The 21809-nt window shown below is 70.8% G+C and carries 15 protein-coding genes and 1 pseudogene; 9 read left to right on the top strand and 7 right to left on the bottom strand.

Features of this window, described 5'->3' with window-relative positions:
* Positions 1–273, bottom strand: a pseudogene (locus RM704_RS10015) (hypothetical protein); the annotation flags it as partial.
* Positions 274–546: 273 nt separating this feature from the next.
* Here RM704_RS10015 and RM704_RS10010 point away from each other — a divergent pair.
* The 3 genes from RM704_RS10010 (at position 547) to RM704_RS10000 (ending at position 4840) form a co-directional block, all read left to right on the top strand.
* Entirely contained in the window at positions 547–1551 is a 1005-nt protein-coding gene (locus RM704_RS10010; RefSeq protein WP_033532432.1) for an SCO0930 family lipoprotein, read from the top strand.
* A 335-nt stretch (positions 1552–1886) separates the two neighbouring features.
* Complete coding sequence (locus tag RM704_RS10005) at positions 1887–2699, top strand: SAM-dependent methyltransferase (protein ID WP_033532433.1); 813 nt, start codon at positions 1887–1889, stop codon at positions 2697–2699.
* Positions 2696–4840, top strand: a complete 2145-nt coding sequence (locus RM704_RS10000; protein ID WP_033532434.1) for a putative bifunctional diguanylate cyclase/phosphodiesterase — start codon at positions 2696–2698, stop codon at positions 4838–4840. The genes RM704_RS10005 and RM704_RS10000 overlap by 4 nt, the downstream gene beginning before the upstream one ends.
* Before the next feature lie 131 nt (positions 4841–4971).
* On the opposite strand, the gene RM704_RS09995 is transcribed toward RM704_RS10000, so the two are convergent.
* The gene (locus RM704_RS09995; protein WP_033532435.1) at positions 4972–5856 is read right to left on the bottom strand and encodes a LysR family transcriptional regulator; all 885 of its coding nucleotides are present in this window, start codon (positions 5854–5856) and stop codon (positions 4972–4974) included.
* Between the two features lie 93 nt (positions 5857–5949).
* On the opposite strand from RM704_RS09995, the gene RM704_RS09990 reads away from it, so the two are divergent.
* The 6 genes from RM704_RS09990 to RM704_RS09965 all read left to right on the top strand — a co-directional run bounded on the left by RM704_RS09990 (position 5950) and on the right by RM704_RS09965 (position 12419).
* On the top strand, positions 5950–6675 hold the full coding sequence (locus RM704_RS09990; RefSeq protein WP_052146611.1) for a succinate dehydrogenase: 726 nt from the start codon (positions 5950–5952) through the stop codon (positions 6673–6675).
* A gap of 2 nt (positions 6676–6677) precedes the next feature.
* Complete coding sequence (locus tag RM704_RS09985; RefSeq protein ID WP_033532437.1) at positions 6678–8636, top strand: fumarate reductase/succinate dehydrogenase flavoprotein subunit; 1959 nt, start codon at positions 6678–6680, stop codon at positions 8634–8636.
* Positions 8633–9382 (top strand): succinate dehydrogenase/fumarate reductase iron-sulfur subunit, encoded by a 750-nt coding sequence (locus RM704_RS09980; protein ID WP_033532438.1) that lies wholly within the window; start codon positions 8633–8635, stop codon positions 9380–9382. The genes RM704_RS09985 and RM704_RS09980 overlap by 4 nt, the downstream gene beginning before the upstream one ends.
* A gap of 192 nt (positions 9383–9574) precedes the next feature.
* Entirely contained in the window at positions 9575–10600 is a 1026-nt protein-coding gene (locus RM704_RS09975) for a hypothetical protein (protein WP_033532439.1), read from the top strand.
* Between the two features lie 159 nt (positions 10601–10759).
* A complete protein-coding gene (locus RM704_RS09970; RefSeq protein WP_033532440.1) occupies positions 10760–11551 on the top strand; it encodes a GNAT family N-acetyltransferase in 792 nt (263 codons plus the stop codon).
* A gap of 4 nt (positions 11552–11555) precedes the next feature.
* Positions 11556–12419 (top strand): lysophospholipid acyltransferase family protein, encoded by an 864-nt coding sequence (locus RM704_RS09965; RefSeq protein WP_078937571.1) that lies wholly within the window; start codon positions 11556–11558, stop codon positions 12417–12419.
* Here RM704_RS09965 and RM704_RS09960 read toward each other — a convergent pair.
* The 5 genes from RM704_RS09960 to RM704_RS09940 form a co-directional block, all read right to left on the bottom strand.
* Positions 12383–13363, bottom strand: coding sequence for an LLM class flavin-dependent oxidoreductase (locus RM704_RS09960; protein ID WP_033532441.1), 981 nt, complete (start codon positions 13361–13363; stop codon positions 12383–12385). The two genes, RM704_RS09965 and RM704_RS09960, sit on opposite strands and share 37 nt — an antisense overlap.
* Before the next feature lie 292 nt (positions 13364–13655).
* Entirely contained in the window at positions 13656–18854 is a 5199-nt protein-coding gene (locus tag RM704_RS09955; protein ID WP_033532442.1) for a family 43 glycosylhydrolase, read from the bottom strand.
* Between the two features lie 247 nt (positions 18855–19101).
* Positions 19102–20061 (bottom strand): GNAT family N-acetyltransferase, encoded by a 960-nt coding sequence (locus tag RM704_RS09950; protein ID WP_033532443.1) that lies wholly within the window; start codon positions 20059–20061, stop codon positions 19102–19104.
* 278 nt (positions 20062–20339) lie between these two features.
* Positions 20340–21062 (bottom strand): FAD:protein FMN transferase, encoded by a 723-nt coding sequence (locus RM704_RS09945; RefSeq protein ID WP_033532444.1) that lies wholly within the window; start codon positions 21060–21062, stop codon positions 20340–20342.
* Positions 21063–21066: 4 nt separating this feature from the next.
* On the bottom strand, positions 21067–21798 hold the full coding sequence (locus RM704_RS09940; RefSeq protein WP_033532445.1) for an FMN-binding protein: 732 nt from the start codon (positions 21796–21798) through the stop codon (positions 21067–21069).
* Positions 21799–21809: the final 11 nt, after the last annotated feature.

The following is a 21809-nucleotide window of genomic DNA, read 5'->3' as shown; positions in this document are numbered from 1 at the left end:
CGGCCGCGGCGGGGGCGTCGGGGTGGGCGTCGGCTCCGGCGGGCACGACGGCGTGGGCGTGGGGGTGGGGGTGGGCGACGGGGTCGGCTCGCAGGAGTCGGTGCTCCCGATCGCCACGGCGACCCTGCCTCTGCTGTCCGGGCCGACGGTGGCGTACGCGCAGGCGTCGGCGACCGCCGTGCCGCTCGGCGTTCCGGTGAGGAGCCAGGTCAGTGCGAGCAGGGCCGACAGCCGTAGGGCGAGAGCGGATCGGGTCCGCTGGGGTCCTTGCACGTCGGAGATCATCCGTGCTCGCGCTCGCGCGTACGCGGGAGCGCGGAGGGATTGCTCCAAAGGAGCGAAAAACGGGCCCCGAACGTTTGAGTGCGGGTGCCCGGTGCTGACCTCTCTTTCGATACCCCGGGGGCTCGCGTCGCGCACCGCGACACAGACTTCGGAAAGAAAATCGTGCGGCGTTGAACACAGCAGGCACTCCCACCCGTACCTAGGGCCAGCAAGCAGCGCAGTAGAGCGCTGCGACACCCACCGGATACACGGGGAGTTGGAATGAAGACCTCCTGGCGGAGCGCCTCACTCGTAGCGACAGCTGCGGCTGTGCTGGTGCTGACGACGGCGTGCGGTCAGGAACAGGGGTCCACGTCCTCACAGAACGTGGGCGCCGCTTCCACCCCGACGCTGGGCACCGGCACCATCGCCGGAACCGGATCCGGTACGGCCGGCGCCGGTGCGGCGGGTTCCGGCACGTCGGACCAGGCCCAGTCCACCACGGCGGCCTCCGCGGGCCAGCTGACGGTGTGGAACAGCGACGAGTACGGCAAGGTCCTCACGGACAGCGCCGGTCGCACCCTGTACCGCTTCGACAAGGACTCGTTCGAGCCGCCGAAGACGACCTGTGAGGGCGAGTGCGCCACCACCTGGCCGCCGGTGCCCGCCTCGGGCGCCACCGCCGCCCAGGGTGTCGACAAGGCCCTGCTCGGCGAGGTCAGCCGTCCCGACGGCACCAAGCAGCTGACGGTCGGCGGCTGGCCCATGTACTACTTCGCCAAGGACACCAAGGCCGGTGACATCAAGGGCCAGGGCCTCAAGGGCACTTGGTTCGCGTCGGCCCCCAACGGCAAGAAGGCCTCCGTCAAGGGCGGCGGCGGAGCCGACGCGGGCGGCGACACCGGTGGCGGCGGGGCGGTCGAGCAGGCCGGTCTGACCACCCGCAAGGACGCCAAGCTCGGCGAGATCGTCGTCGACAAGAACGGCATGACGGTCTACCGGTTCCTCAAGGACACCCAGTGGCCGATGTCGACCAAGTGCGTCGGCGACTGCCTCGACAAGTGGCCCGTGGTCGCCCCGGTCGACAAGAACGACACCGAGGGCATCCTGCTGAAGGGTTACACGGTCTTCGACCGTCCCGACGGCATCAAGCAGCAGACCATCAACTGCATCCCGCTCTACACCTTCGCCAACGACAAGGCCCCCGGCGACACCAACGGCCAGGGCGTCGGCGGCACCTGGTTCGCGATCAACGGAGACGGAGAGCCGATCGGCGCCGACAAGTAGGCCGCGCCTTCCCCACGCACCGCGTCAGCGCGGCCGATCCAGGTCCGCCCCCTCCGTACCGCACCGGAGGGGGCGGACCGCTTGGCATGCCCGGGCACGGCCGAACCGGCATGTCCAGGCGCGCTGTTGGGGGTGATGCGGGGAGATCCGCGGGGCGCGCGGAAGGTTCGGCTTCCGAACAGGCATGGTCGGGGCGGCGGTTGGGCATGTGCCATCGGCAGCGGCTTTGAACGGACGGTCAATTTCCGTTTTCGCTCGCTCCTTCGGCGGACGATCAGTAGCCTCAGCTCGAACACCGGATCGCCTACGCCACCCCCGACGCGTTGGAGAAACTGATGGAGCGTCCCGCCTGGGCGCCGCGGAGCATTGACATCTCGATGCCGTCCGTGGCCCGCATGTACGACTACTACCTGGGCGGTTCGCACAACTTCGAGGTCGACCGCGAGGCAGCCCGCCGTGCCATGGAGTTCGTGCCCGGCCTGCCCAAGATCATGCAGGCGAACCGCGCCTTCATGCGCCGCGCCGTGCGGTACGCGGTCGACGCGGGCGTCACCCAGTTCCTGGACATCGGATCCGGGATCCCCACCTTCGGAAACGTGCACGAGGTCGCCCAGGAGGCCAGTCCCGGCGCACGGGTCGTGTACGTCGACCACGACCCCGTCGCCGTAGCACACAGCCAGGCCGTTCTCGAGGGGAACGACGACACGGATGTGGTCGCGGCCGACCTCCGCAAGCCCCGCGAGATCCTCGAGAGCCCCCGCGTCCGGCAACTCATCGACCTGAACCGGCCGGTCGCACTGCTTCTGGTTGCCATACTGCACTTCGTGGAGGACACGGACGACCCGTACGGAGCGGTGGCGGAGCTGCGTGACGCGCTCGCGCCGGGCAGCCTGCTCGTCGTCTCGCACGCCTGCCGCGAGGGAATTCCGCTGCCCGAGGAGCGGGCGGCGGGTGTGGTGGACGTGTACAGGAACATTCGCAATCCGCTGACCATGCGCTCGTCCGACGAGGTCGCGCGGTTCTTCGAGGGGTACGACATGGTGGAACCCGGAGTGGTGCCGATGGCGAAGTGGCGGCCCGACACGGCTTCCGAGGACGACGACCCGTACGCCTACGCACAGTTCGCCGGCGTGGGGACCAAGGCGTGAGGGCGGAGCCGGACGGGCCGGAGGACAGACTCCGCAGGTTCGCGACGATCTGGAGCCGCGCGGTCTTCCCCGCCACCTCCACGTCGCTGACCCGGCCCGAGTTCGAGGAACTGCTCCTGCCGCTGGCCCGCAGGCTCAGCGAGGCGCTGCGGGCCAGGACGTACGACGCCGAGGAGGGCAGGGCCGTCGGCGCCGACCTGGTGGCGGCGCACTGCACCGAACCCGAGGCGCTCAGCCGGACCCTGGACTGCGTCGAGGCCTATCTGGTGCTCTACTGCGGCGGCGACGGACCCCAGGAGGACCTGCGGGCCCGTGCCGCGCGACTGCAGTCCGCGATGGCCGCCGGATACGCCGAGGCGCTCCGGCAGCGCACGCTCGCCGAGCAGGAGGCGATCGCCCGCGCGGCGCTGGAGGCCCAGGGCGCGGTCGCCCGGGCGCTGCACGCCACCGAGGCCCGCTTCCGCGCCGTCTTCGAGGGCGCCGCCATAGGCATCGGCATCGCCGATCTCGACGGCAATGTCCTCCAGGTCAACGGCGCGCTGCTGCGGATGTTCGGCGTCACCGAGCAGTCCATGCGCGGGCGGCCCGTCCCCGACTGGCGACACCCGGACGACGCGCCCCAGGTCTGGCGCCTCTACGACGAGCTGGTCCGCGGAGAGCGCGAGCACTACCACACCGAAAAGGCGTTCTCCCGACCCGACGGAACGGTCCTGTGGACCAATCTCACGGTCTCCCTGCTGCGGGACGCGGACGGCCGGCCCCAGTACCAGCTGGCCCTCATGGAGGACACCACCGAGCGCCGGCTGCTGAACCTCCGCCTCCGCTACGAGGCCACCCACGACGCGCTGACCGGACTGCCCAACCGCACCCTGTTCTTCGAGCGCCTGGAGAAGGCCCTCGCCGGGGGCGACGGCCAGCGCTTCGGCCTCTGCTACCTCGACCTGGACGGCTTCAAGACCATCAACGACAGCCTCGGGCACGCGGCCGGCGACCGGCTGCTCGTCGAGGTCGCCGACCGGCTGCAGTCCTGTGCGACCGCCCCCGGCGAGATGGTCGCCCGGCTCGGCGGCGACGAGTTCGTGGCGCTGACCACCGGCCCCGACACCGAGCGCGAGGTCGACGACCTCGCCGACCGCATCATGAACGCGCTGGTCACCCCCGTCCGCATCGACGGCCGGGAACTGCTGGTGCGCGGCAGCATCGGCATCGTCGAGGGCCCGGCGGGCGAGCGCGGTCCGGCGGAGGTGCTGCGCAGCGCCGACATCACGATGTACCGCGCCAAGTCGGCGGGCGGCAACCGCTACGAGGTCGCGGACGCCGAGGCCGACGCCCGCGCCATCACCCGGCACGGTCTCACCACCGCGCTGCCCGCCGCTCTCGACCGGGGCGAGTTCTTCATCGAGTACCAGCCGCTGGTCCACCTCGGCGACGGCACGGTGCGCGGCGCCGAGGCCCTGGTCCGCTGGCTGCATCCGCAGCACGGTGTCCTCGGCCCCGACCGGTTCATCCCGCTGGCCGAGCACACCGGACTGATCGTGCCGCTCGGCCGCTGGGTCCTGGAGCAGTCGGTGCGCCAGGCCCGGGAGTGGCAGGAGCGCCAGGGGGGCACGGGGGCCACCGGGCAGCTGCGTGTCAACGTGAACCTGTCGCCGTGCCAGTTGACCCACCCCGGACTCGTCCAGGACACCGTCGACATCCTGGAGCGCGCGGGCCTCGAACCCGACGCCCTCTGCCTGGAGGTCACCGAGTCCGCTCTGATCGGCGCCGACGACGACCTGCTCAAACCCCTGCGCAGGCTCTCGGAGATGGGCGTCGACATCGCCCTCGACGACTTCGGCACCGGCTACTCCAACCTCGCCAATCTGCGCCGGCTGCCGGTCCGCGTCCTGAAGCTGGACCGGTCCTTCACCCAGAGCATGCAGCAGTTCCCGGCCGACCCCGTCGATCTGAAGATCGTCGAGGGAATCGTCTCCCTCGCCCACAGCCTCGACCTCGCGGTCACCGTGGAGGGCGTGGAGACCGGCGCCCAGGCCGAACAACTGCGCGTACTCGGCTGCGACACCGCCCAGGGCTGGTACTACGCCCGCCCGGGCCCGCCGGAGCGCCTGCACGAACTGGCACTGGTGGACGCGACGGGTTAGGGGATCGTCTCAGCGCCGGTTCGCGCAGCGCGCCCCTCAGGGGCGCGGGGACTGCGCGACCAGCCGCGACGCACCCGCAGACCCCGACGGCGGCTCACCAGCAACGGTGAGACCGGGACCGCCGGAGCCCCTCACCGCTCCACCAACATCCGCTGCAACTCCCGCGCGGCCCGAGGCGGAGCCACATCGCTGCGGTGGGCGAGAGCGATCGTGCGATGCAGGCCGGGCCGGGCCAGCGGGGTGACTCGCAGGCCCCGCCCGGAGCGGGTGGCGACCATCCGCGGGACGACGGCCACGCCCAGTCCCGCTCGGACGAATCCCAGGACCGCGTCCATCTCTCCGCCCTCCACCGCGAAATCCGGCTCGAACCCCGCGGAGCGGCACGCGGCGACGGTGAGTTCCCGCAGGTCGTAGCCGTGGCGGAACATCACGAGTCGCTCGCCCTCCAGATCGGGGACACCGACCGTGCGACGGCCGTTGCCGGGCTTGGGGGCGTCGGGGGAGGAGACCACCACCAGGTCCTCGCGCAGCAGTTCGACCGTGGTGAGCGCGGGGGAGGGCGTGGGGAGCGGGAGGACCACCAGGGCCAGATCCAGCGCGCCGCGCGCGAGCTGCCGTACGAGGTCGTGCGAACCGCCCTCCTCGATCAGCAGGCGGATGCCCGGATAGCGGTCGTGGAAGGCGCGCAGGACGTCCGGGAGCAGACCGGTGCACAGGCTCGGGGTCGCGCCCAGCCGGACCCGGCCCCGCCGCAGCTGCACCAGCTCCTGCACCTCGTGCCGGGCGGTGTCCGTGTCGGCGAGGATGCGCCGGGCCAGCGGCAGCAGCGCCTCGCCTGCGTCGGTCAGCGTGATGTTGCCGCGCGCCCGTTGGAAGAGGTCGGCCCCCAACTCCCTCTCCAGTGCCTTGATCTGCTGCGAGAGCGACGGCTGCGCCACATGGACCAGCTCCGCGGCCCGGGTGAAATGCCTGGTCTCGGCCACCGCCACGAAGTACTGGAGCTGCTGGAACTGCATCCATCCACCATACGGGACGATAGTTGGCGGCTATCGAAACGAGCTGTTTCATGTCTTGGACCGATGGGGTGACACGGTTCTAGCGTCATGGGCATGGCTCTGGCAACGCGGACGGAACGGGCGAAACGGTCGGCGCGAAAACCGTCCCCGGCGCGCTCGGTGTGGGACAGCTCCCTCGGCAAGAAGACGGTGATGGCCGTCAGCGGACTGATCATGCTGGCGTACCTGGTCGTCCACATGCTCGGCAACCTCAAGATCTTCTTCGGCTCCGACGAGTTCAACGGCTACGCGCACTGGCTGCGCACCCTCGGCGAGCCCTTCCTCCATCACGAGTGGGCCCTGTGGATCGTCCGCGTGGTCCTCGTCGTCGCGGTCGTCGCCCACGCCACGGCCGCCTACCAGCTCAGCCGCCGTGGCATCAGGGCCCGGCCGGACAAGTACGTCCACACCAAGCGCCGGGCGAGCTACGCGACCCGCACCATGCGCTGGGGCGGGGTCATCCTCGGCCTCTTCATCGTCTGGCACATCCTCGACCTGACGACCGGCACCGTCCACCCGAACGGCTTCGAGGCCGGACACCCGTACCAGAACGTGATCGACACCTTCTCCACCTGGTACGGCAACGTCATCTACCTCGTCGCGATGCTCGCGCTCGGCCTGCACATCCGGCACGGCTTCTGGAGTGCCGCGCAGACCCTCGGCGCCGGCAGCCGCACCCGCGACCGCGCCCTGAAGGCCACCGCGAACGTCCTGGCCCTGGTGCTGACCGTGGGCTTCGTCTCCGTACCCGTCGCCGTCATGACCGGAGTGGTGAGCTGACCATGACCACATCCTCCGCATACGCGGACTACGTGACCGGTGCCCCGGTCGTCGACGGCAAGGCCCCCGAAGGGCCGATCGCCGAGCGCTGGGACAAGCGCCGCTTCGAGGCCAAGCTGGTCAACCCCGCCAACCGCCGCAAGCACACGGTCATCGTCGTCGGAACGGGGCTCGCCGGCGGCTCGGCCGGTGCCACGCTCGCCGAACAGGGCTACCACGTCGTCCAGTTCTGCTACCAGGACTCCCCGCGCCGGGCCCACTCGATCGCCGCGCAGGGCGGCATCAACGCGGCCAAGAACTACCGCAACGACGGCGACTCCGTCCACCGGCTGTTCTACGACACCGTCAAGGGCGGCGACTTCCGGGCGCGGGAGTCGAACGTCCATCGGCTCGCGCAGATCTCCGTCGAGATCATCGACCAGTGCGTGGCCCAGGGCGTGCCGTTCGCGCGGGAGTACGGCGGGCTGCTCGACACCCGCTCCTTCGGCGGCGTGCAGGTGTCCAGGACCTTCTACGCCCGCGGACAGACGGGACAGCAACTGCTGCTCGGCGCCTACCAGGCCCTCAGCCGGCAGATCGCCGCCGGCAACGTGGAGATGCATCCGCGCACCGAGATGCTCGACCTGATCGTCATCGACGGCCGGGCGCGCGGAATCGTGGCCCGGGACCTGATCACGGGGAAGATCGACACCTACTTCGCGGACGCCGTGGTCCTGGCGAGCGGCGGGTACGGCAACGTCTTCTACCTGTCGACCAACGCCATGAACTCGAACGCGACCGCCGTGTGGCGGGCGCACCGGCGCGGCGCGTTGTTCGCCAACCCGTGCTTCACCCAGATCCATCCGACGTGCATCCCGCGCACCGGCGACCACCAGTCCAAGCTGACGCTGATGAGCGAGTCGCTGCGCAACGACGGCCGCATCTGGGTGCCCAAGGCGCGGGGCGACCGGCGACCCGCGAACCAGATCCCCGAGGCCGAGCGCGACTACTACCTGGAGCGGATCTATCCCTCCTTCGGCAACCTCGTCCCCCGTGACATCGCCTCCCGCGCCGCGAAGAACGTCTGCGACGAGGGGCGGGGCGTCGGCCCCGGCGGACAGGGCGTCTACCTGGACTTCGCCGACGCCATCGCACGGATGGGCCGGGGGGCCGTCGAGGCCAAGTACGGCAACCTCTTCGACATGTACCAGCGGATCACCGACGAGGATCCGTACGAGGTGCCGATGCGGATCTACCCGGCCGTCCACTACACGATGGGCGGGCTGTGGGTCGACTACGACCTCCAGACCACCGTCCCCGGCCTCTTCGCGATCGGTGAGGCCAACTTCTCCGACCACGGGGCCAACCGGCTCGGCGCGTCCGCGCTGATGCAGGGGCTCGCCGACGGCTACTTCGTCCTCCCGGCCACCATCAACGACTACCTCGCCCGGCATCCGCGGCAGGACGGCATCGGCCCCGAACACCCCGTCGTCCAGGAGGTGCTGGCCGAGACCGAGGACCGGCTGAACCTGCTGCTCGCCGTCGACGGCGACCGTACGCCCGACTCCTTCCACCGTGAACTGGGCGAACTGATGTGGGAGTTCTGCGGCATGGCCCGCACCGACAGCGGACTGCGCAAGGCCCTGGAGCGGATTCCGCAGATCCGTGAGGAGTTCTGGCGGCGGATCAAGGTCCCCGGGACGGGCGAGGAGTTCAACCAGTCCCTGGAGAAGGCCAACCGGATCGTCGACTACCTCGAACTCGCCGAGCTGATGTGCCTCGACGCGCTGCACCGCGGCGAGTCGTGCGGCGGTCACTTCCGCGAGGAGTCCCAGACGGCCGACGGCGAGGCGGAGCGCCGGGACGAGGACTTCTCGTACGCCGCCGCCTGGGAGTTCACGGGGACCGGCACGGCCCCCGTACTGCACAAGGAAGACCTGGTCTTCGAGTACGTCCATCCCACCCAGCGGAGCTACGCATGAGGCTCACCCTGCGCGTATGGCGGCAGCGGGCCGCCGACGCCGACGGCGCCATGTCCACGTACGAGGTGGACGACATCTCGCCCGACATGTCCTTCCTGGAGATGCTCGACACGCTCAACGAGGAACTCATCCTGCGCGGTGAGGACCCGGTGGCCTTCGACCACGACTGCCGGGAGGGGATCTGCGGGGCGTGCTCGCTGGTCATCAACGGGGACGCGCACGGGCCGGAGCGGACGACGACCTGCCAGCTGCACATGCGCTCCTTCTCGGACGGCGACACGATCGACGTGGAGCCGTGGCGGGCTTCGGCGTTCCCCGTCGTCAAGGACCTGGTCGTCGACCGGTCCGCGTTCGACCGGATCATCCAGGCCGGCGGGTACGTCACGGCGCCGACCGGGGCCGCTCCGGAGGCGCACGCCACGGCCGTCCCCAAGCCGGACGCCGACTTCGCGTTCGAGCACGCGGAGTGCATCGGGTGCGGGGCGTGTGTGGCCGCGTGTCCCAACGGGGCGGCGATGTTGTTCACCTCGGCCAAGATCAACCATCTGAACGTGCTGCCGCAGGGGGCGCCCGAGCGGGAGACGCGGGTGCTGGACATGGTGGAGCGGATGGACGAGGAGGGGTTCGGGGGGTGCACGCTCGCCGGGGAGTGCGCCACGGCCTGTCCGAAGGGGATTCCGCTGGTGTCCATCACCAGCATGAACAAGGAGTGGCTGCGGGCTGCTCGTAAGGCCGGGAAACGGTAGCGCCGTTGCGGGCCTGGCCTTCTCGGGCTGCGGGTTCGTCGTGCCTGGCCGCGCCGTTCCCCGCGCCCCTGACGGGCGCGCTGTCGTGGACGGCGGTCACAAAGCGTTCGCCGAATCGTGCGGACGGGCGGGGTCGGGAGTGGTGCTCAGTCCCGGCCCCGTCTGGATTTTCTGTGTAGGTAGGCTGCGCGCATGATGTTCGGGCGGAGGGGGAGACAGCGGTTCCTCGAAGCCGTCGCCGGTTTCGACACCGCCGTGCGGGAGCGGGACGGGGCCAGGATCCAGCGCGCCTACCGTGAGATGCACCGGCGCTTCGAGGGAGCGGCGCAGCACGAGATCGTCCAGGCGGCGCCCCGGCTGGCCGCGTTGCTCCCGGAGCTGCCCGCCGGGCCCGACACCATGGTCGCCATCGTGCTCGGCGCCTGCGTCGAACGGGGCGCGGAGCCGGCCGTCTGCGCGCCGGCGATCTTCCACGGGCTCGACTGGGCGCTCGGCGCCGCGGGCGAGTTCCGCGAGCGCTGGTCGGCGACCGGCGGCGGCGACCACCCCGAACCCGACCACGGGGATCCCGATCCCTCGATCGTCGAACGTGTCGGGATGGAGGCGGCCCTCGGCTGGTGGCTGCTCCCGCGCTGGGAGATGGCGTCCGTCGCCCTGCTCAACCACGCCGCCGTACGCACGGCCCTCGACGCCGAGTGGCGCGCGGGGGTCCTTGGGGCACTGCGGGCCGTGGAGGAGGCGTCCGGGCACGATTTCAAGTGCCTCACGTACGCCCTGCTGGTGCTCGACGACGAGCCGCTGGTCGTGCTGCACCGGCCCAGCGGCACCGGATACGCGCTGCGGATGAGCGGCATCGCGGACAACTTCCAGCTCCACACCCTGCTCGCCGGGGTGCTCGTCGGAGGCGGGCACGTGGCCGGCCGGGCACCGTCCGCGCAGGAGGTCGCCGTGTGCCGGGACGCCCACGGGCAGGTGCCGACGACCGGGTCGTTCAATCTCGTGACGCCCGGCGGGGAGTGGGTGTGGAACGAGGGCACACCCAGCGACATACCCGTCGTCGACGGCGTACGCCTGCTGGTGCTCGATCCACCGCCGTACGAGCGGAGCTGGCCCGCCGGGCGGTTCTTCCCCCGGATGACGGGCGAACTCGTCCTGGAACGGGTCCTCGACGCCGATGAAACCCGCGCGTGGCTCGGGAGTTGCGTCCCGGCCAGGTGACGGCCACCGGGACCGTTCCGTTCAGCAAGCGCACATCCGGGCTCCCGCCATCGGTCACGCGAAGGCCAGACGGCGTCGGAAGAACAGGTACGCGCAGGCCGTACCCGACCGGCCTGTCCTTCCGCTCAGGCCGAACCGGCCCGTGACCTGGAGTGAGCCATGACCGCCGTATCCGCTCTGGACACCCCTCCGCTGCCGTCCCCGGCGCCCCAGTCGGCGGGCTCCAGCCCCTACACCGTCACCCTCGCCCGCGACGAGGACGACGTGCGTGCCGCCCAGCGGCTGCGCCACGACGTGTTCGCCGGGGAACTGGGCGCCCTGCTGGCCGGTACCCAGCCGGGCCTCGACATCGATCCCTTCGACGCGTACTGCGACCACCTCCTCGTCCGGGAGACGCCGACCGGGAAGGTGGTGGGAACCTACCGGCTGCTGCCGCCGGAGCGGGCCGCCGTCGCCGGACGGCTGTACTCCGAGGGCGAGTTCGACCTCGGCCGGATCGACGCCATCCGGCCCGGACTGGTGGAGGTCGGCCGCTCCTGCGTCCACCCCGACCACCGCGACGGCGCGGTCATCGGCCTCATCTGGGCCGGCATCGCCCGCTACATGCTCGACCGGGGCCACGAGTGGCTCGCCGGCTGCTGCTCCATCCCCCTCGCCGACGGCGGCACGCTCGCCTCCGCCACCTGGGACCGGGTGCGGGACAAGCACCTGGCACCCGAGGAGTACCGGGTACGGCCGCTGCTGCCCTGGATCCCGACGAACGAGAGCCCCGCGGCCCGCATGGAGCTGCCGCCGCTGCTGCGCGGCTATCTGCGGCTCGGCGCCTGGGTCTGCGGCGAGCCCGCGCACGACCCGGACTTCGGGGTCGCCGACCTGTACGTGCTGCTGTCGATGCGCCGGGTCAACGCCCGCTACCTGCGCCACTTCCTCTCCCTCGTACCGGCGGCGTGACCCGATGAGCGTCTGGCTGCCGAGCGCGCCCTGCAGCCCGCAGGCCTGCGTTCAGACGCGGGCGTCGATCGCCGCCGTGCCCCGGGCCGTCGTCCGGTTCACGGCGGTCGTGGCCCTGGTCCTCGTCGGGGTGCTGGTCAGCGCCGTCGGTCTGCGGGTTCCGGCCGGGCTCGTGCGGTCGTGGTGCCGGGGTGTCGTACGGGCGTCCGGCGTCCGGGTACGGATCTCCGGCACCGCCCCGCCCGACGGCGGGCTGCTGCTCGTCGCCAACCACGTCTCCTGGCTGGACATACCGCTGCTCGGCGCGGTGCGTCCCGCACGGATGCTCGCCAAGGCGGACATACGGCAGTGGCCCGTCGCGGGCGCTCTCGTCGCGCGGAGCGGAGTGCTGTTCATCGAACGGGACCGGATCCGCGCGCTGCCCGACACGGTCACCCGGATCGCCCACGCCCTGCGCGGTGGTGCGGCCGTCGTCGCGTTCCCCGAGGGGAGCACCTGGTGCGGCCGCGCCCAGGGCCGCTTCCGGCGCGCCGTGTTCCAGGCCGCACTCGACGCCGGCGTGCCCGTGCAGCCGGTCCGCGTCCGCTACCGGCTCACCGAGGGCGGCGCGAGCACCACGCCGGCCTACGTCGGGGACGACTCGCTGCTCGCCTCGGTGTGGCGGGTGGTGACGGCACGCGGCGTCGTCGCCGAGGTGGACGTACGGGCCGTCATCGGCCCGGTCGACCACCCCGACCGGCGGGCGCTGGCATGTGCCGCGCAGACGGCGGTGACCGACGTGCAGGCCATGGTCGAGCACATGCCCGAAGCGCGCGGCGGGAGCCGGTCGGCTCAGCCGAGCCCCGCGATCCGGGCCAGCCTCGTGTAGGAGTCCAACAGCGCCTCACGGTCGTACGTGCTGGTCGTGACCAGGACCTCCTGGGCGCCCGTCTCCTTGATCAGCGACTCCAACTCGTGCGCCACCTGCTCCTCGGTGCCGTGCACCTGACCGGTCAGCCCCCTCTCGTAGAAGCCGCGCTCCCTGGCCGTCATCGTCCGCCGCTCGATCTCCTCCGCCGGGGCCAGCGGCGGGAACGTGCCGTGCGTGCGGGAGTGGGCCATGGCCCACGCCTCGGGGAGCAGGATCCGGCGCGCCTCCTCCGGGGTGCCGGCGACGGCGATCGTTCCGGAGACGACGACGTACGGCTCCTCGGCCCACACGGACGGACGGAACCCCGCGCGGTAGCGGTCGATGCCTTGGCGCATCCGCTCGCGGTCGCGGAGATCGCCGATCACCATCGGCAGGCCCGCCCGCGCGGCGATGTCGGCGCCCTCGCCCATCGCGAGCACGAACGGGGGTACGGTCAGGCCCTCCGGCGGGCGGGCGTGCACGCCGGTCGGGGAGGTGCCCCGGAACCAGGAGAGCAGCTCGTCCAACTGGCCCGCGAAGTCGTCGGCATCGTCCTTGTCCCGGCCCAGCGCCCGCCGTACACCGTCCGTGAAACCGACGGAACGGCCGAGGCCCATGTCGATCCGGCCCGGGAACAGGGACTCCAGAACGCCGAACTGCTCCGCGACGATCAGCGGACGGTGGTTGGGGAGCATGACCCCGCCGGTGCCCACGCGGATGGTGCGGGTGGTGGCGGCGACGGCGGCGGCCAGGACCGTGGGGGCGGAGCCGGCCACGCCGGGTACGCCGTGGTGCTCCGACACCCAGAAGCGGTGGAATCCGAGCCGTTCCACGTCCTGGGCGAACCGCACGGTGTCCCGTAGGGCCTCGGGGGCGGGGTGGTGGTCGCGGGTGCGGGAGCGGTCGAGGACGGAGAGGCGCATATGGGGTTCAACGTTCTGGGGGTGGGGGGATTCCCGTACGTCGCGGGCCGCGGGCCGCGGGCCGCGGGTGCGTGGGGGCTGGTCGCGCAGTTCCCCGCGCCCCTGAAAAGCCGGGGCTGCGCCCCGTGCTTTTCAGGCCCGCAGGGGCCTGAAGTTTTCAGGGGCGCGGGGAACTGCGCGAGAAGCCCCACCGGCCCGCGCGAGACCATCCACCGATACCCCCAAAAAAGGACCGAGCCGCGCCCGGAAAATCCGGACGCGGCTCGGTCAAGGTGTCGCAGGCGCTCGGGGGTTACTTGCGGCCCACCACGACCCCCTTCGTCTTCGCGGCCGTCTTGTTGTCGTAGACGACCGCACCCGTGGACTTCTTCCAGATCTTGATCTTGAAGGTGTCCGGGCCGTCGGTGGCCGTGATGCGGAAGGCGTAGCCGGTCTTGCCGTTGACCGTGCCGGAGCCCTGGTGGACCGCCTTCGAACCGGTGACCACGAGCCAGTCGGAGCCGGTGGAGCGGAACTTCAGCTTGGCCTTGGCGAAGTCGAGCGCGGCCTTGCCGGACGGCCTGGTGTCACCCTTGCCGTACTTGGCGCTGAAGGAGAAGCCCGCCGTACCGGTCAGCTTCGGGCTCGCCGGGAACGCCCCGACCGGCGAGGTGAAGCTGCCCTTGCCGGTCGCGGAACCAGCCGCCCGGTCGTAGACGATCAGCTCGGGCAGCGTGCTGCTCGCCGAGGCGCCGTCGTCGTCGGTGACGGTGACCACCGGGCGGAAGATGCCTGCCTTGCGGTAGGTGTGCTCGGCCTTGCAGACCCCGGCGGAGATCTTGCCGGCGGTGGGCTTGGTGCCGTCCTTCCAGTCGACCTTGCAGGAGTGGGTGTCGCGGGTGCCCGGGTCGGTGAACTTCGCCGAGACCGAGGTGCCCTTGCCCACCGCCACCGGGGACGTCGGGCCGGTCACGGAGGTGATCTTCGGGGACGCGTTGGTGACGGTCACGGTCGCCGTGTCGGAGCTGCGGCCGCCGGTCAGGGTGAGCGTGTACGTGCCGTTGTCGGCGCAGGTGACCGTGGTCTTCGCGGACTTGGCGTCGGCGAAGACACAGGGCACGTCGTTGCCGATCGTCCACTGGGCGCCGCCCGCGCCGGAGACCGTGCCGTTCAGCTGGATCTTGGCGCCTTCCTTGCCGGAGGCGTCCGCGCCGGCCCGGGCGATGGTGACCGGGTCGATGCTCTCCAGGGTCGGGACGACCTTCTTCAGCAGGCCGTCGGCGTCGAACTCCAGCTTGTCGATGGTCGTTTCGCGGTGCGTGCCGTCTCCGCCCGGGATGGCGAAGCGGTGGTAGACGACGTACCAGTCGTCGGTGTTCGGGACGTGGACCACCGAGTGGTGGCCGGGGCCCTTGATGCCGAGCGACAGGTCCTTCTCCAGGATCACGCCCTGCTTGGTCCAGGGACCGGTGGGCGAGGAGCCGGTGGCGTAGGCGACCCGGTAGTTCTCGTCACGCGTGTCGTTCTCCGACCACATGAAGTAGTAGGTGCCCTTGCGCTTGATGACGAAGGTGCCCTCGTTGTAGCCGCTCGGCGTGATGTTGGTGACCTTCGAGGCGTCGAAGGAGACCATGTCGTCGTTGAGCGGGACCACGTAGGCGCGGCCGTTGCCCCAGTAGAGGTACGACGTGCCGTCGTCGTCGGTGAAGACCGCCGGGTCGATCATCTGGCCCGTGTGGTCACCGGCCTTCAGCAGCGGCTTGCCGAGCGCGTCCTTGAACGGGCCGGTGGGCGAGTCGGAGACCGCGACACCGATGTTCGCGTCGGCGCAGAAGTAGAAGTAGTACTTGCCGTTCTTCTCCTCCATCGCCGGCGCCCAGGCCCTGCTGTCCGCCCAGGAGACGTCCGGACCGAGGTCCAGGATGACGCCGTGGTCGGTCCAGTTGACCAGGTCCTTGGAGGAGTACGCCTTGAACTGCGTACCTCTCCAGCCCTCGAAGCCGTCGGTGGTCGGGTAGATGTAGAAGGTGTCACCGAAGCGGACGACGTTCGGGTCGGCGTTGAGACCGGGCAGGACCGGGCTCTTCATGACCACCGCGGAGACGGTCCAGGTGCGCTTCTTCCCGTCCGAGCCCGTGACCTCGTAGGTGACCGGCTCGCTGAAGTCGCGCAGGGTGCCGGAGGCCGGGCTGATGGTCGCGCCGTGGGCGAGGGTGAACGCCGGTGCCAGGGCGGTGACATCGCTGCCCGGGGCCAGCGGCAGGACGACCTTGCTGTCCTTGTCGGTGATGATCGCGTCGGTCTTGAGTGCCGGGTGGGTCGCCGCGGCGATCCCGGTCGTGTTGCCGCCGAGCTCCAGGACCTCGGCCGGTGTCAGGGCCCGGTTGTAGATCCGGAAGTCGTCGACCTCGCCGCCGAAGTACGGGTCCGGGGAGTACAGGGACTTGCCGATGTAGCCGGAGTGGTCCTTGGCGGAGTCGTACAGGTCGGACGGCTTGATGGTGACCCCGCCGACGCGGGCGACCTCGGCGCCGTCCACGTAGAGGACCGCCGTCTCGGTCGCGCCGTTCACGGTGACGGTGAGGTGCTTCCACTCGCCCGGGGTGAGCTGGGAGCCGCCGAGCATCTGCTTCTCACCGGACCAGGTGGCCTTGGTGATCGCGGAGAACAGCTTGCCGCCGCCGTTGGACGGAGTGGCGAAGAGGTACTTGTTGCTGTCGGGGCCGAGCCCGAACAGCCACTGGAAGTTGTCGCCGCCCTTCCACTTCACGTACGTGGAGACGGTGACGCTGTTCGTGTCCTTCAGGACCCCGTTCGGGATCTTGACGTACGGCGAGCTGGAGCCGCTGTTGCCGCCGGACATCTTGAACGAGCCGCCGTCCACGCCGGTCCCGAAGTCGGGCGTACGGACGTAGGTGCCGTGGTAGCCGTGGCCGCTGGAGTCGCGGGCGATGCTGCCGCCGGTCTCGTCGAAGTCGTAGCGCAGGAGCAGGTCGGCGGGGACGTCCGGGCCCTCGGCGGAGACCGTGACCTCCGCCGTGACCTCGATCGCCGAGTCGCCGGCGATGTCGCCCTTCACCGTGAAGGTGCCGGCCTGCGCGTACTGCGACGCGTCCACGGCCTCCCAGATGACCGCGACGGGCCGCTTCACGCCGTCCGCCGACTCGGCGATGACGGTGGCCGGCAGGACCGGCGCGTCACCGACGCGCGTCTTCACCTCGACGTCCTCGACGCCGGTGATGATCTGGTCCGGCTGGTAGGTCCGCAGCAGCCGGTCGTACTCGGCCTGGGTGACCGGGAGGACGGTGCCGTGCCGGGGCTTGGACGGCAGGTCGTAACCGGTGGACGGCGTCCAGACACCGGAGGCCAGGTCCGTCGTCTCGAAGGGGATGTAGCCGCGCCCGCCGAACTCGTCGAGGAACGCGTACCACTTCTCCTCGGTGTTCGACTTGAACACCAACGGGCCCTCGGCCGCGCTCATCTCGCCCTTGCCGATGCCCTCGGCGACGGCGGTCCAGGAGAGGTTGCGCAGCGTGTCGCTCTTCTCCTCGAAGATGAACTTGCTGTTGGGCGTGGAGGAGCTGTTGTTCCGCTCGTCCTTGGAGAGGCGGAAGTACTCGCCGTCGTGCCGGATGACCGTGGAGTCGATGACCGAGTAGCCGCGGTCGATCCAGACCTTGGGCTCGCTGAAGGTGTGGAAGTCACGGGTGGTCGCGTACATCATGCGGTTGTACGTGTCGCCGGAGTGGGCCTCGTTGTCGTACAGCTTGGAGGCCCAGAAGACGACGTACTCGCCGAGCTCCTCGTCGTAGTACGCCTCCGGGGCCCAGGTGTTGCCGGCCGAGTCGGGGGAGACCTTCACCAGGCGCTGGTTGGTCCAGTTGACCAGGTCGGTGGACTCCCAGACCATGATGGACTTGCTGCCGGTGCGCTGGGAGGCGTCCCAGTCGCCGTTGCCGTAGATCCTGAGGTCCGTGGCGATCTGGTAGAACTTGTCGCCCTCGGGGGAGCGGATGATGAACGGGTCGCGCAGACCCTTCTCACCGAGCGTCGAGGTCAGGACGGGCTTGCCGTCGTTCAACTCCCGCCACTTCAACGGGTCGTTGCCCTTGCTGAGGGCCGCGTAGAGCTGCTCGCCGTCCGAGGTGCCCTCGCCGGTGAAGTAGCTGAACATATAGCCCTTGAGGGCTTCCTTCTTCGGCAGCTCCGGCACCTTCGCGGTGAAGGCGCGGGTCTTCTTCGCGTCGCCCTTGGTGACGGTCGCGGTCAGTTCCACGGTGGTCGCGCCGTCGCCGTGCGCGGGCCGGTGGACCACTCCGTCGTCGGTGACGACGGCCGTGTTCGCGGAGGACCAGGACACCTTCGTGGCGAAGTCGCCGGACGTCGGGAGTGTCAGGTTCCCCCGTGCGTCGTCGAGGTTGTGCACGGTCAGTGCCTCGGCGGCCTGGTCGACGGCGGTCGTGTCGTCGAACGTGGGCAGGACCGTGACCTCGAAGGTCTTGGTGGCGCTCACGGTGCCCTTCTTCAGGGTCGCCGTCAGCGTGGCGTGGCCGTCCGGCTGACCGGCGGCGGGGCGGGTCACCGCGCCGGAGTCCGAGACCACGTCGGTGTTGTCGCTCGCCCAGCTGATGGTCGAGCCGCCGGCCGTGCCGGTCTTCGGCAGGTCCAGGTCGGCGGTCACCGCGCTGGTGTCGCCCAGGGTGAGGGCCGCCTTGTCCGCGGCGACGCCCTCCTCGGCGACGGGGAGCGAGAGCTGCTCGACCTCGGCGCCGGCGAGGGCCCGGTCGTAGACCCGGAAGTCACGGATCTTGCCCTTGAAGAGCTTGTCGCTGGTGTAGACCGACTTGCCTATGTAGTTGGCGGTCGTCGTGCCCGAGCCGATGGAACCCGGGGTGGTGGTGACCGAGGTGTTGCGGCCGACCTCCACGCCGTCCTCGTACAGCACGCCCGTGGTGCCGGTCTGCGTGTAGGTGAGCTGCTTCCACACCGAACGGGTCAGGTTGTGCGAGTCGGAGGGGCGGGTGTTCTGCTCGGTCGACCAGTTGCCCGACGCGATGGCCGTGCGCAGGGAGTTGCCGGTGGCGAAGAGGTAGCCGTTGCCCGTGCCGTTGGTGGTGTTGCCGAAGCCGTAGATGAAGTACGGCCCCGTCTGCGACTCGTCCATCAGCACGTCCATGGAGACGCTGATCGAGTTCATGCCCTTCATGACGTCGTTCGGCACCTTGATGTAGGTGTCCGACCCGTTGAAGGTGAGGCCCCGGCCGTCGCCCGTCCAGCCGGCGGTGCCGTTCACCGTGCCGTCGCGGCCGTTGCCGGAGGCGTCGGTGACCGTGGTGCCGGAGGTGGCGTCGAGCTTGTACCAGAGGGCCAGGCCGTCGGTGAGGCCGGCGTCGTCCGCGGCGGCCGGAGCGGCGGGCCCGGCGAGGCCCAGGAGCAGTGACGCGGCGGTGAGCCCGGCGAGCGGACCCGCCCAGCGTCTCGCGCGGCCGCGCAGACGTGCGATGTACGTCATGTGGAGTATCCCTGCTGAGAGCACGACTGATGAAGGGGTGGCGAAGGCGACGGGGGCAAGCGGAAAGGGGGTCGAGAAAGGGCGGGAACCCTCGCCCCGGGTGTCCCGCTGTTTCGGCCGTGTGACGTCGTGTTGCGAGAGTGTCAATCGGCGTGTGGTGGGGCGTCAAGAGGTTTCGAACAATGTCCGACAGGCCGAACAAAGAGCCCCCGTCCTCGGTGGAGAACGGGGGCTCTGCGATCGGGGCCTACCGGACGGGGCGTATCAATTCCCACGTGTCGACCGCGAAGTCCCGCTTCATGCCGTGCCGTTCGTACAGGGCGAGGGCTCCGGTGCTGTTGTCGGTGTCGACGCCGAGGCTGACCCGGTCGCGGCCCAGGGCCGCGTAGTGACCGAACGTGTGGCGGAGCAGCAGACTGCCGAGACCGCGGCCGCGGGCCTCGGGCAGTACACCGATGCTGGAGATCCAGGCCGTGGCGGAACGGTCGTTGCGGGACCGCAGGGCCGCCACGTCACCGAGGCCGTCGACGTGCGCGATCCAGAGCAGCGACCAGTCGACGTTCTCGGCGTCGATGTCGTCCAGCCACTGCTCGTACGTACGCGGCTGGTGGTCGAAGTGGTCGGCGAAGGCCGTCTGCAGCAGGGCGTGGGCCTTCCTGCGGTCCTGCTCGGTGGCACAGGTGCGCAGGGTGATGCCGGGCGGGAGCGTCGGCAGCGGCTCGGCGGGGGACAGGGGACGCTCCATGACGTGGTAGCGGCGGACCGTGCGCCAGCCGCGCCCACGCAGGGCGTCCAGGTCCATCGTGGGCGTGATGTTGAGGTGCATGTGCACGACGGCCCGGTCGGCGCCGTTGGCCGCCGCGCGCTCCGCCGCCCGGGCCTCCATCAGGTCGAACAGGTGCAGCGCGCCGAGCGGTTGGCCCGGCAGCGTGTAGTGGTCCATGTCGATGCGCTCGCCACCGGACTCGTCCCACTGCAGGCCGTACGCCACCAGGCGGTCCCCGTCGAACAGCAGCCAGGAGTCCCGCTCCAGGTCCGCCTCCGGATGCTTCAGATCGGCCTGCACCTCGACGAGCTCGGTCTCCGCGCGGCCGATCTCCAGCAGATCGATCTCGTTGAGCAGCGCGCAGACCGCCTCCGCGTCGTCGAGCGTGGCCGGACGCACGGCCAGGCCGGGCGGGAGGGGGGTGGGGTGGGTCGTGGTCATGGGGCCACTGTCGGGGGGCGGGGGGCATAGCCGCAACGGGATTTCGTGTGGGGGTGGGCCGGAGTGCGAGGGGGTGCCGTCCGCTGGAGCGGGAGGTGCCCCCATCGCCCCAGCGGCACGATTGCCCGCAGCAAGGAGAGGCGGGATGAAGGGCGCAGCCCTTCAGGGGCGCGGGGAACTGCGCGATCAGCCACGTACCACCCGCAGCCGCCGAACGACCCGCACCCCCGAGCCATGAGGCGCCCGCACCCCGCACCCCGCGCCCTCACACCGCACCCCTACGCCGCCACCGGCAACCCCGGGGTGCGGAAGACCCGTTGCTCCGCGTCGACCGCGAAGACCTCGCACCCCTCCCGCGACGCGGCCCACTCGATGCCCTCCGCGCCCATCGCGAAGGCCGCCGTCGCCGTCGCGTCGGCCTCGGTGAGGGACGGGGCCACCACCGTGAGGGTGAGGAGGCCCGTCGCCGGGCGCCCGGTGCGCCCGTCGAGGATGTGGTCGCCGCGCTCGTAGCGGGCGGACGTGGCGACCGCACCGTCCGTGACCGACAGGACCGCGCAGAGGCGGTCGGCCCGCTCCGGGTGACGCACCCCCACCCGCCACGGCCCGCCGGTCGCCGCCACGTCGCCACCCGCGTTGAGGCACAGCCGCTTCGCGCCCAGCCCCGTCAGCAGCTCCGCCGCCCGCTGCACGGCCCAGCCCTTCACCATGGCGCAGGGGTCGAGTCCGCGCCCCGGCAGCCGCACGTCGAACGCACCGCCCGTCGCCACCCGGTACTCCTCGCAGAGGGCGAGGACCTCGGTCAGGTCCGGACTCAGCTCGTGCGGCGCCAACTCGCCCCGGCCCAGCCGCGACACCTCGCTGTCGGCGCGGAACGGGCTGAACCGCGCGTCGACCTCCCGCAGCCACGCGAACGCCGGCTCCGCGGTCTCGGCGGTGGCCTCCTCGTCCTCGATCAGCAGCGAGATCGGGAACCCCATGATGTGTTCGACGCGGCGCACCGGATCAGGCCTTCGCGTCGATCGCGGCCTGGAGGGACTCCCGGTAGCCGTCGCTGGTGATGGTGGCGCCGGAGACCGTGTCGATGTCGGCGCTCTGCGCCGCCAGGGTCTCCTTGATCAGCACCGGGACGGCGGCCTCGGTCTGCGGGTGGTTCGGCTGCTTCAGCATCTCCACGGCAGTGATCTCGTCGCCCGCGAAGGTCACCTGGACCTGGACGTCGCCCTTGGAGGTGCCGACCGTCGGGCCCGCGACGGTCTGGCTCGCGCTCGCCCGCTCCGCCTCCGAGTCCCCCGAAGCAGACCCCGCCGCGGAGTCGGAGTCTGACGCCGACGCCGACTTCTCGTTCTCGTCGATCGCCGCCTGGAGGGACTCCCGGTAGGCGTCGCTGGTGATGGTGGCGCCGGAGACGGTGTCGATGTCGGCGCTCTGCGCCGTCAGGGTCTCCTCGATCAGTACCGGCACCGCCGCCTCGGTCTGCGGGTGGTCCGGCTGCTGGACGAACGCGACGGCGGTGATCTTCTGGCCCTGGAAGGTCGCCCGGACCTGGACGGGTCCCTTCTCGGTGTCGATCGTCGGGCCCGTGACCACGGTGGAGCCCGACGACGTGGACGCGGAGGCCGACGGGGCGGGCTCGGCGGTCGTCGTCGTGGACGTCGTGTCGGTCGAGGGGGCGTAACGCCAGACGGGCACCAGCGCGGCGGCGCTCAGGACCAGGGCGGGTATGGCTCGTTTCACAGTGCTGTCCT

The organism is Streptomyces gottesmaniae (genome assembly GCF_031845845.1).
Classification (GTDB): domain Bacteria; phylum Actinomycetota; class Actinomycetes; order Streptomycetales; family Streptomycetaceae; genus Streptomyces; species Streptomyces akebiae.
This window is presented reverse-complemented; position numbering and strand designations above follow the sequence as displayed.

What these genes read in the sequence shown, in the direction of transcription:
- RM704_RS09980 (WP_033532438.1), top strand. Translation starts at nt 8,633, where the DNA reads ATGAGGCTCACCCTGCGCGTATGGCGGCAGCGGGCCGCCGACGCCGAC.
- RM704_RS09995 (WP_033532435.1), bottom strand. Translation starts at nt 5,856, where the DNA reads ATGCAGTTCCAGCAGCTCCAGTACTTCGTGGCGGTGGCCGAGACCAGG.
- RM704_RS09985 (WP_033532437.1), top strand. Translation starts at nt 6,678, where the DNA reads ATGACCACATCCTCCGCATACGCGGACTACGTGACCGGTGCCCCGGTC.
- RM704_RS09955 (WP_033532442.1), bottom strand. Translation starts at nt 18,854, where the DNA reads ATGACGTACATCGCACGTCTGCGCGGCCGCGCGAGACGCTGGGCGGGT.
- RM704_RS09990 (WP_052146611.1), top strand. Translation starts at nt 5,950, where the DNA reads ATGGCTCTGGCAACGCGGACGGAACGGGCGAAACGGTCGGCGCGAAAA.
- RM704_RS10005 (WP_033532433.1), top strand. Translation starts at nt 1,887, where the DNA reads ATGGAGCGTCCCGCCTGGGCGCCGCGGAGCATTGACATCTCGATGCCG.
- RM704_RS09950 (WP_033532443.1), bottom strand. Translation starts at nt 20,061, where the DNA reads ATGACCACGACCCACCCCACCCCCCTCCCGCCCGGCCTGGCCGTGCGT.
- RM704_RS10010 (WP_033532432.1), top strand. Translation starts at nt 547, where the DNA reads ATGAAGACCTCCTGGCGGAGCGCCTCACTCGTAGCGACAGCTGCGGCT.
- RM704_RS09970 (WP_033532440.1), top strand. Translation starts at nt 10,760, where the DNA reads ATGACCGCCGTATCCGCTCTGGACACCCCTCCGCTGCCGTCCCCGGCG.
- RM704_RS09975 (WP_033532439.1), top strand. Translation starts at nt 9,575, where the DNA reads ATGATGTTCGGGCGGAGGGGGAGACAGCGGTTCCTCGAAGCCGTCGCC.
- RM704_RS09965 (WP_078937571.1), top strand. Translation starts at nt 11,556, where the DNA reads ATGAGCGTCTGGCTGCCGAGCGCGCCCTGCAGCCCGCAGGCCTGCGTT.
- RM704_RS09960 (WP_033532441.1), bottom strand. Translation starts at nt 13,363, where the DNA reads ATGCGCCTCTCCGTCCTCGACCGCTCCCGCACCCGCGACCACCACCCC.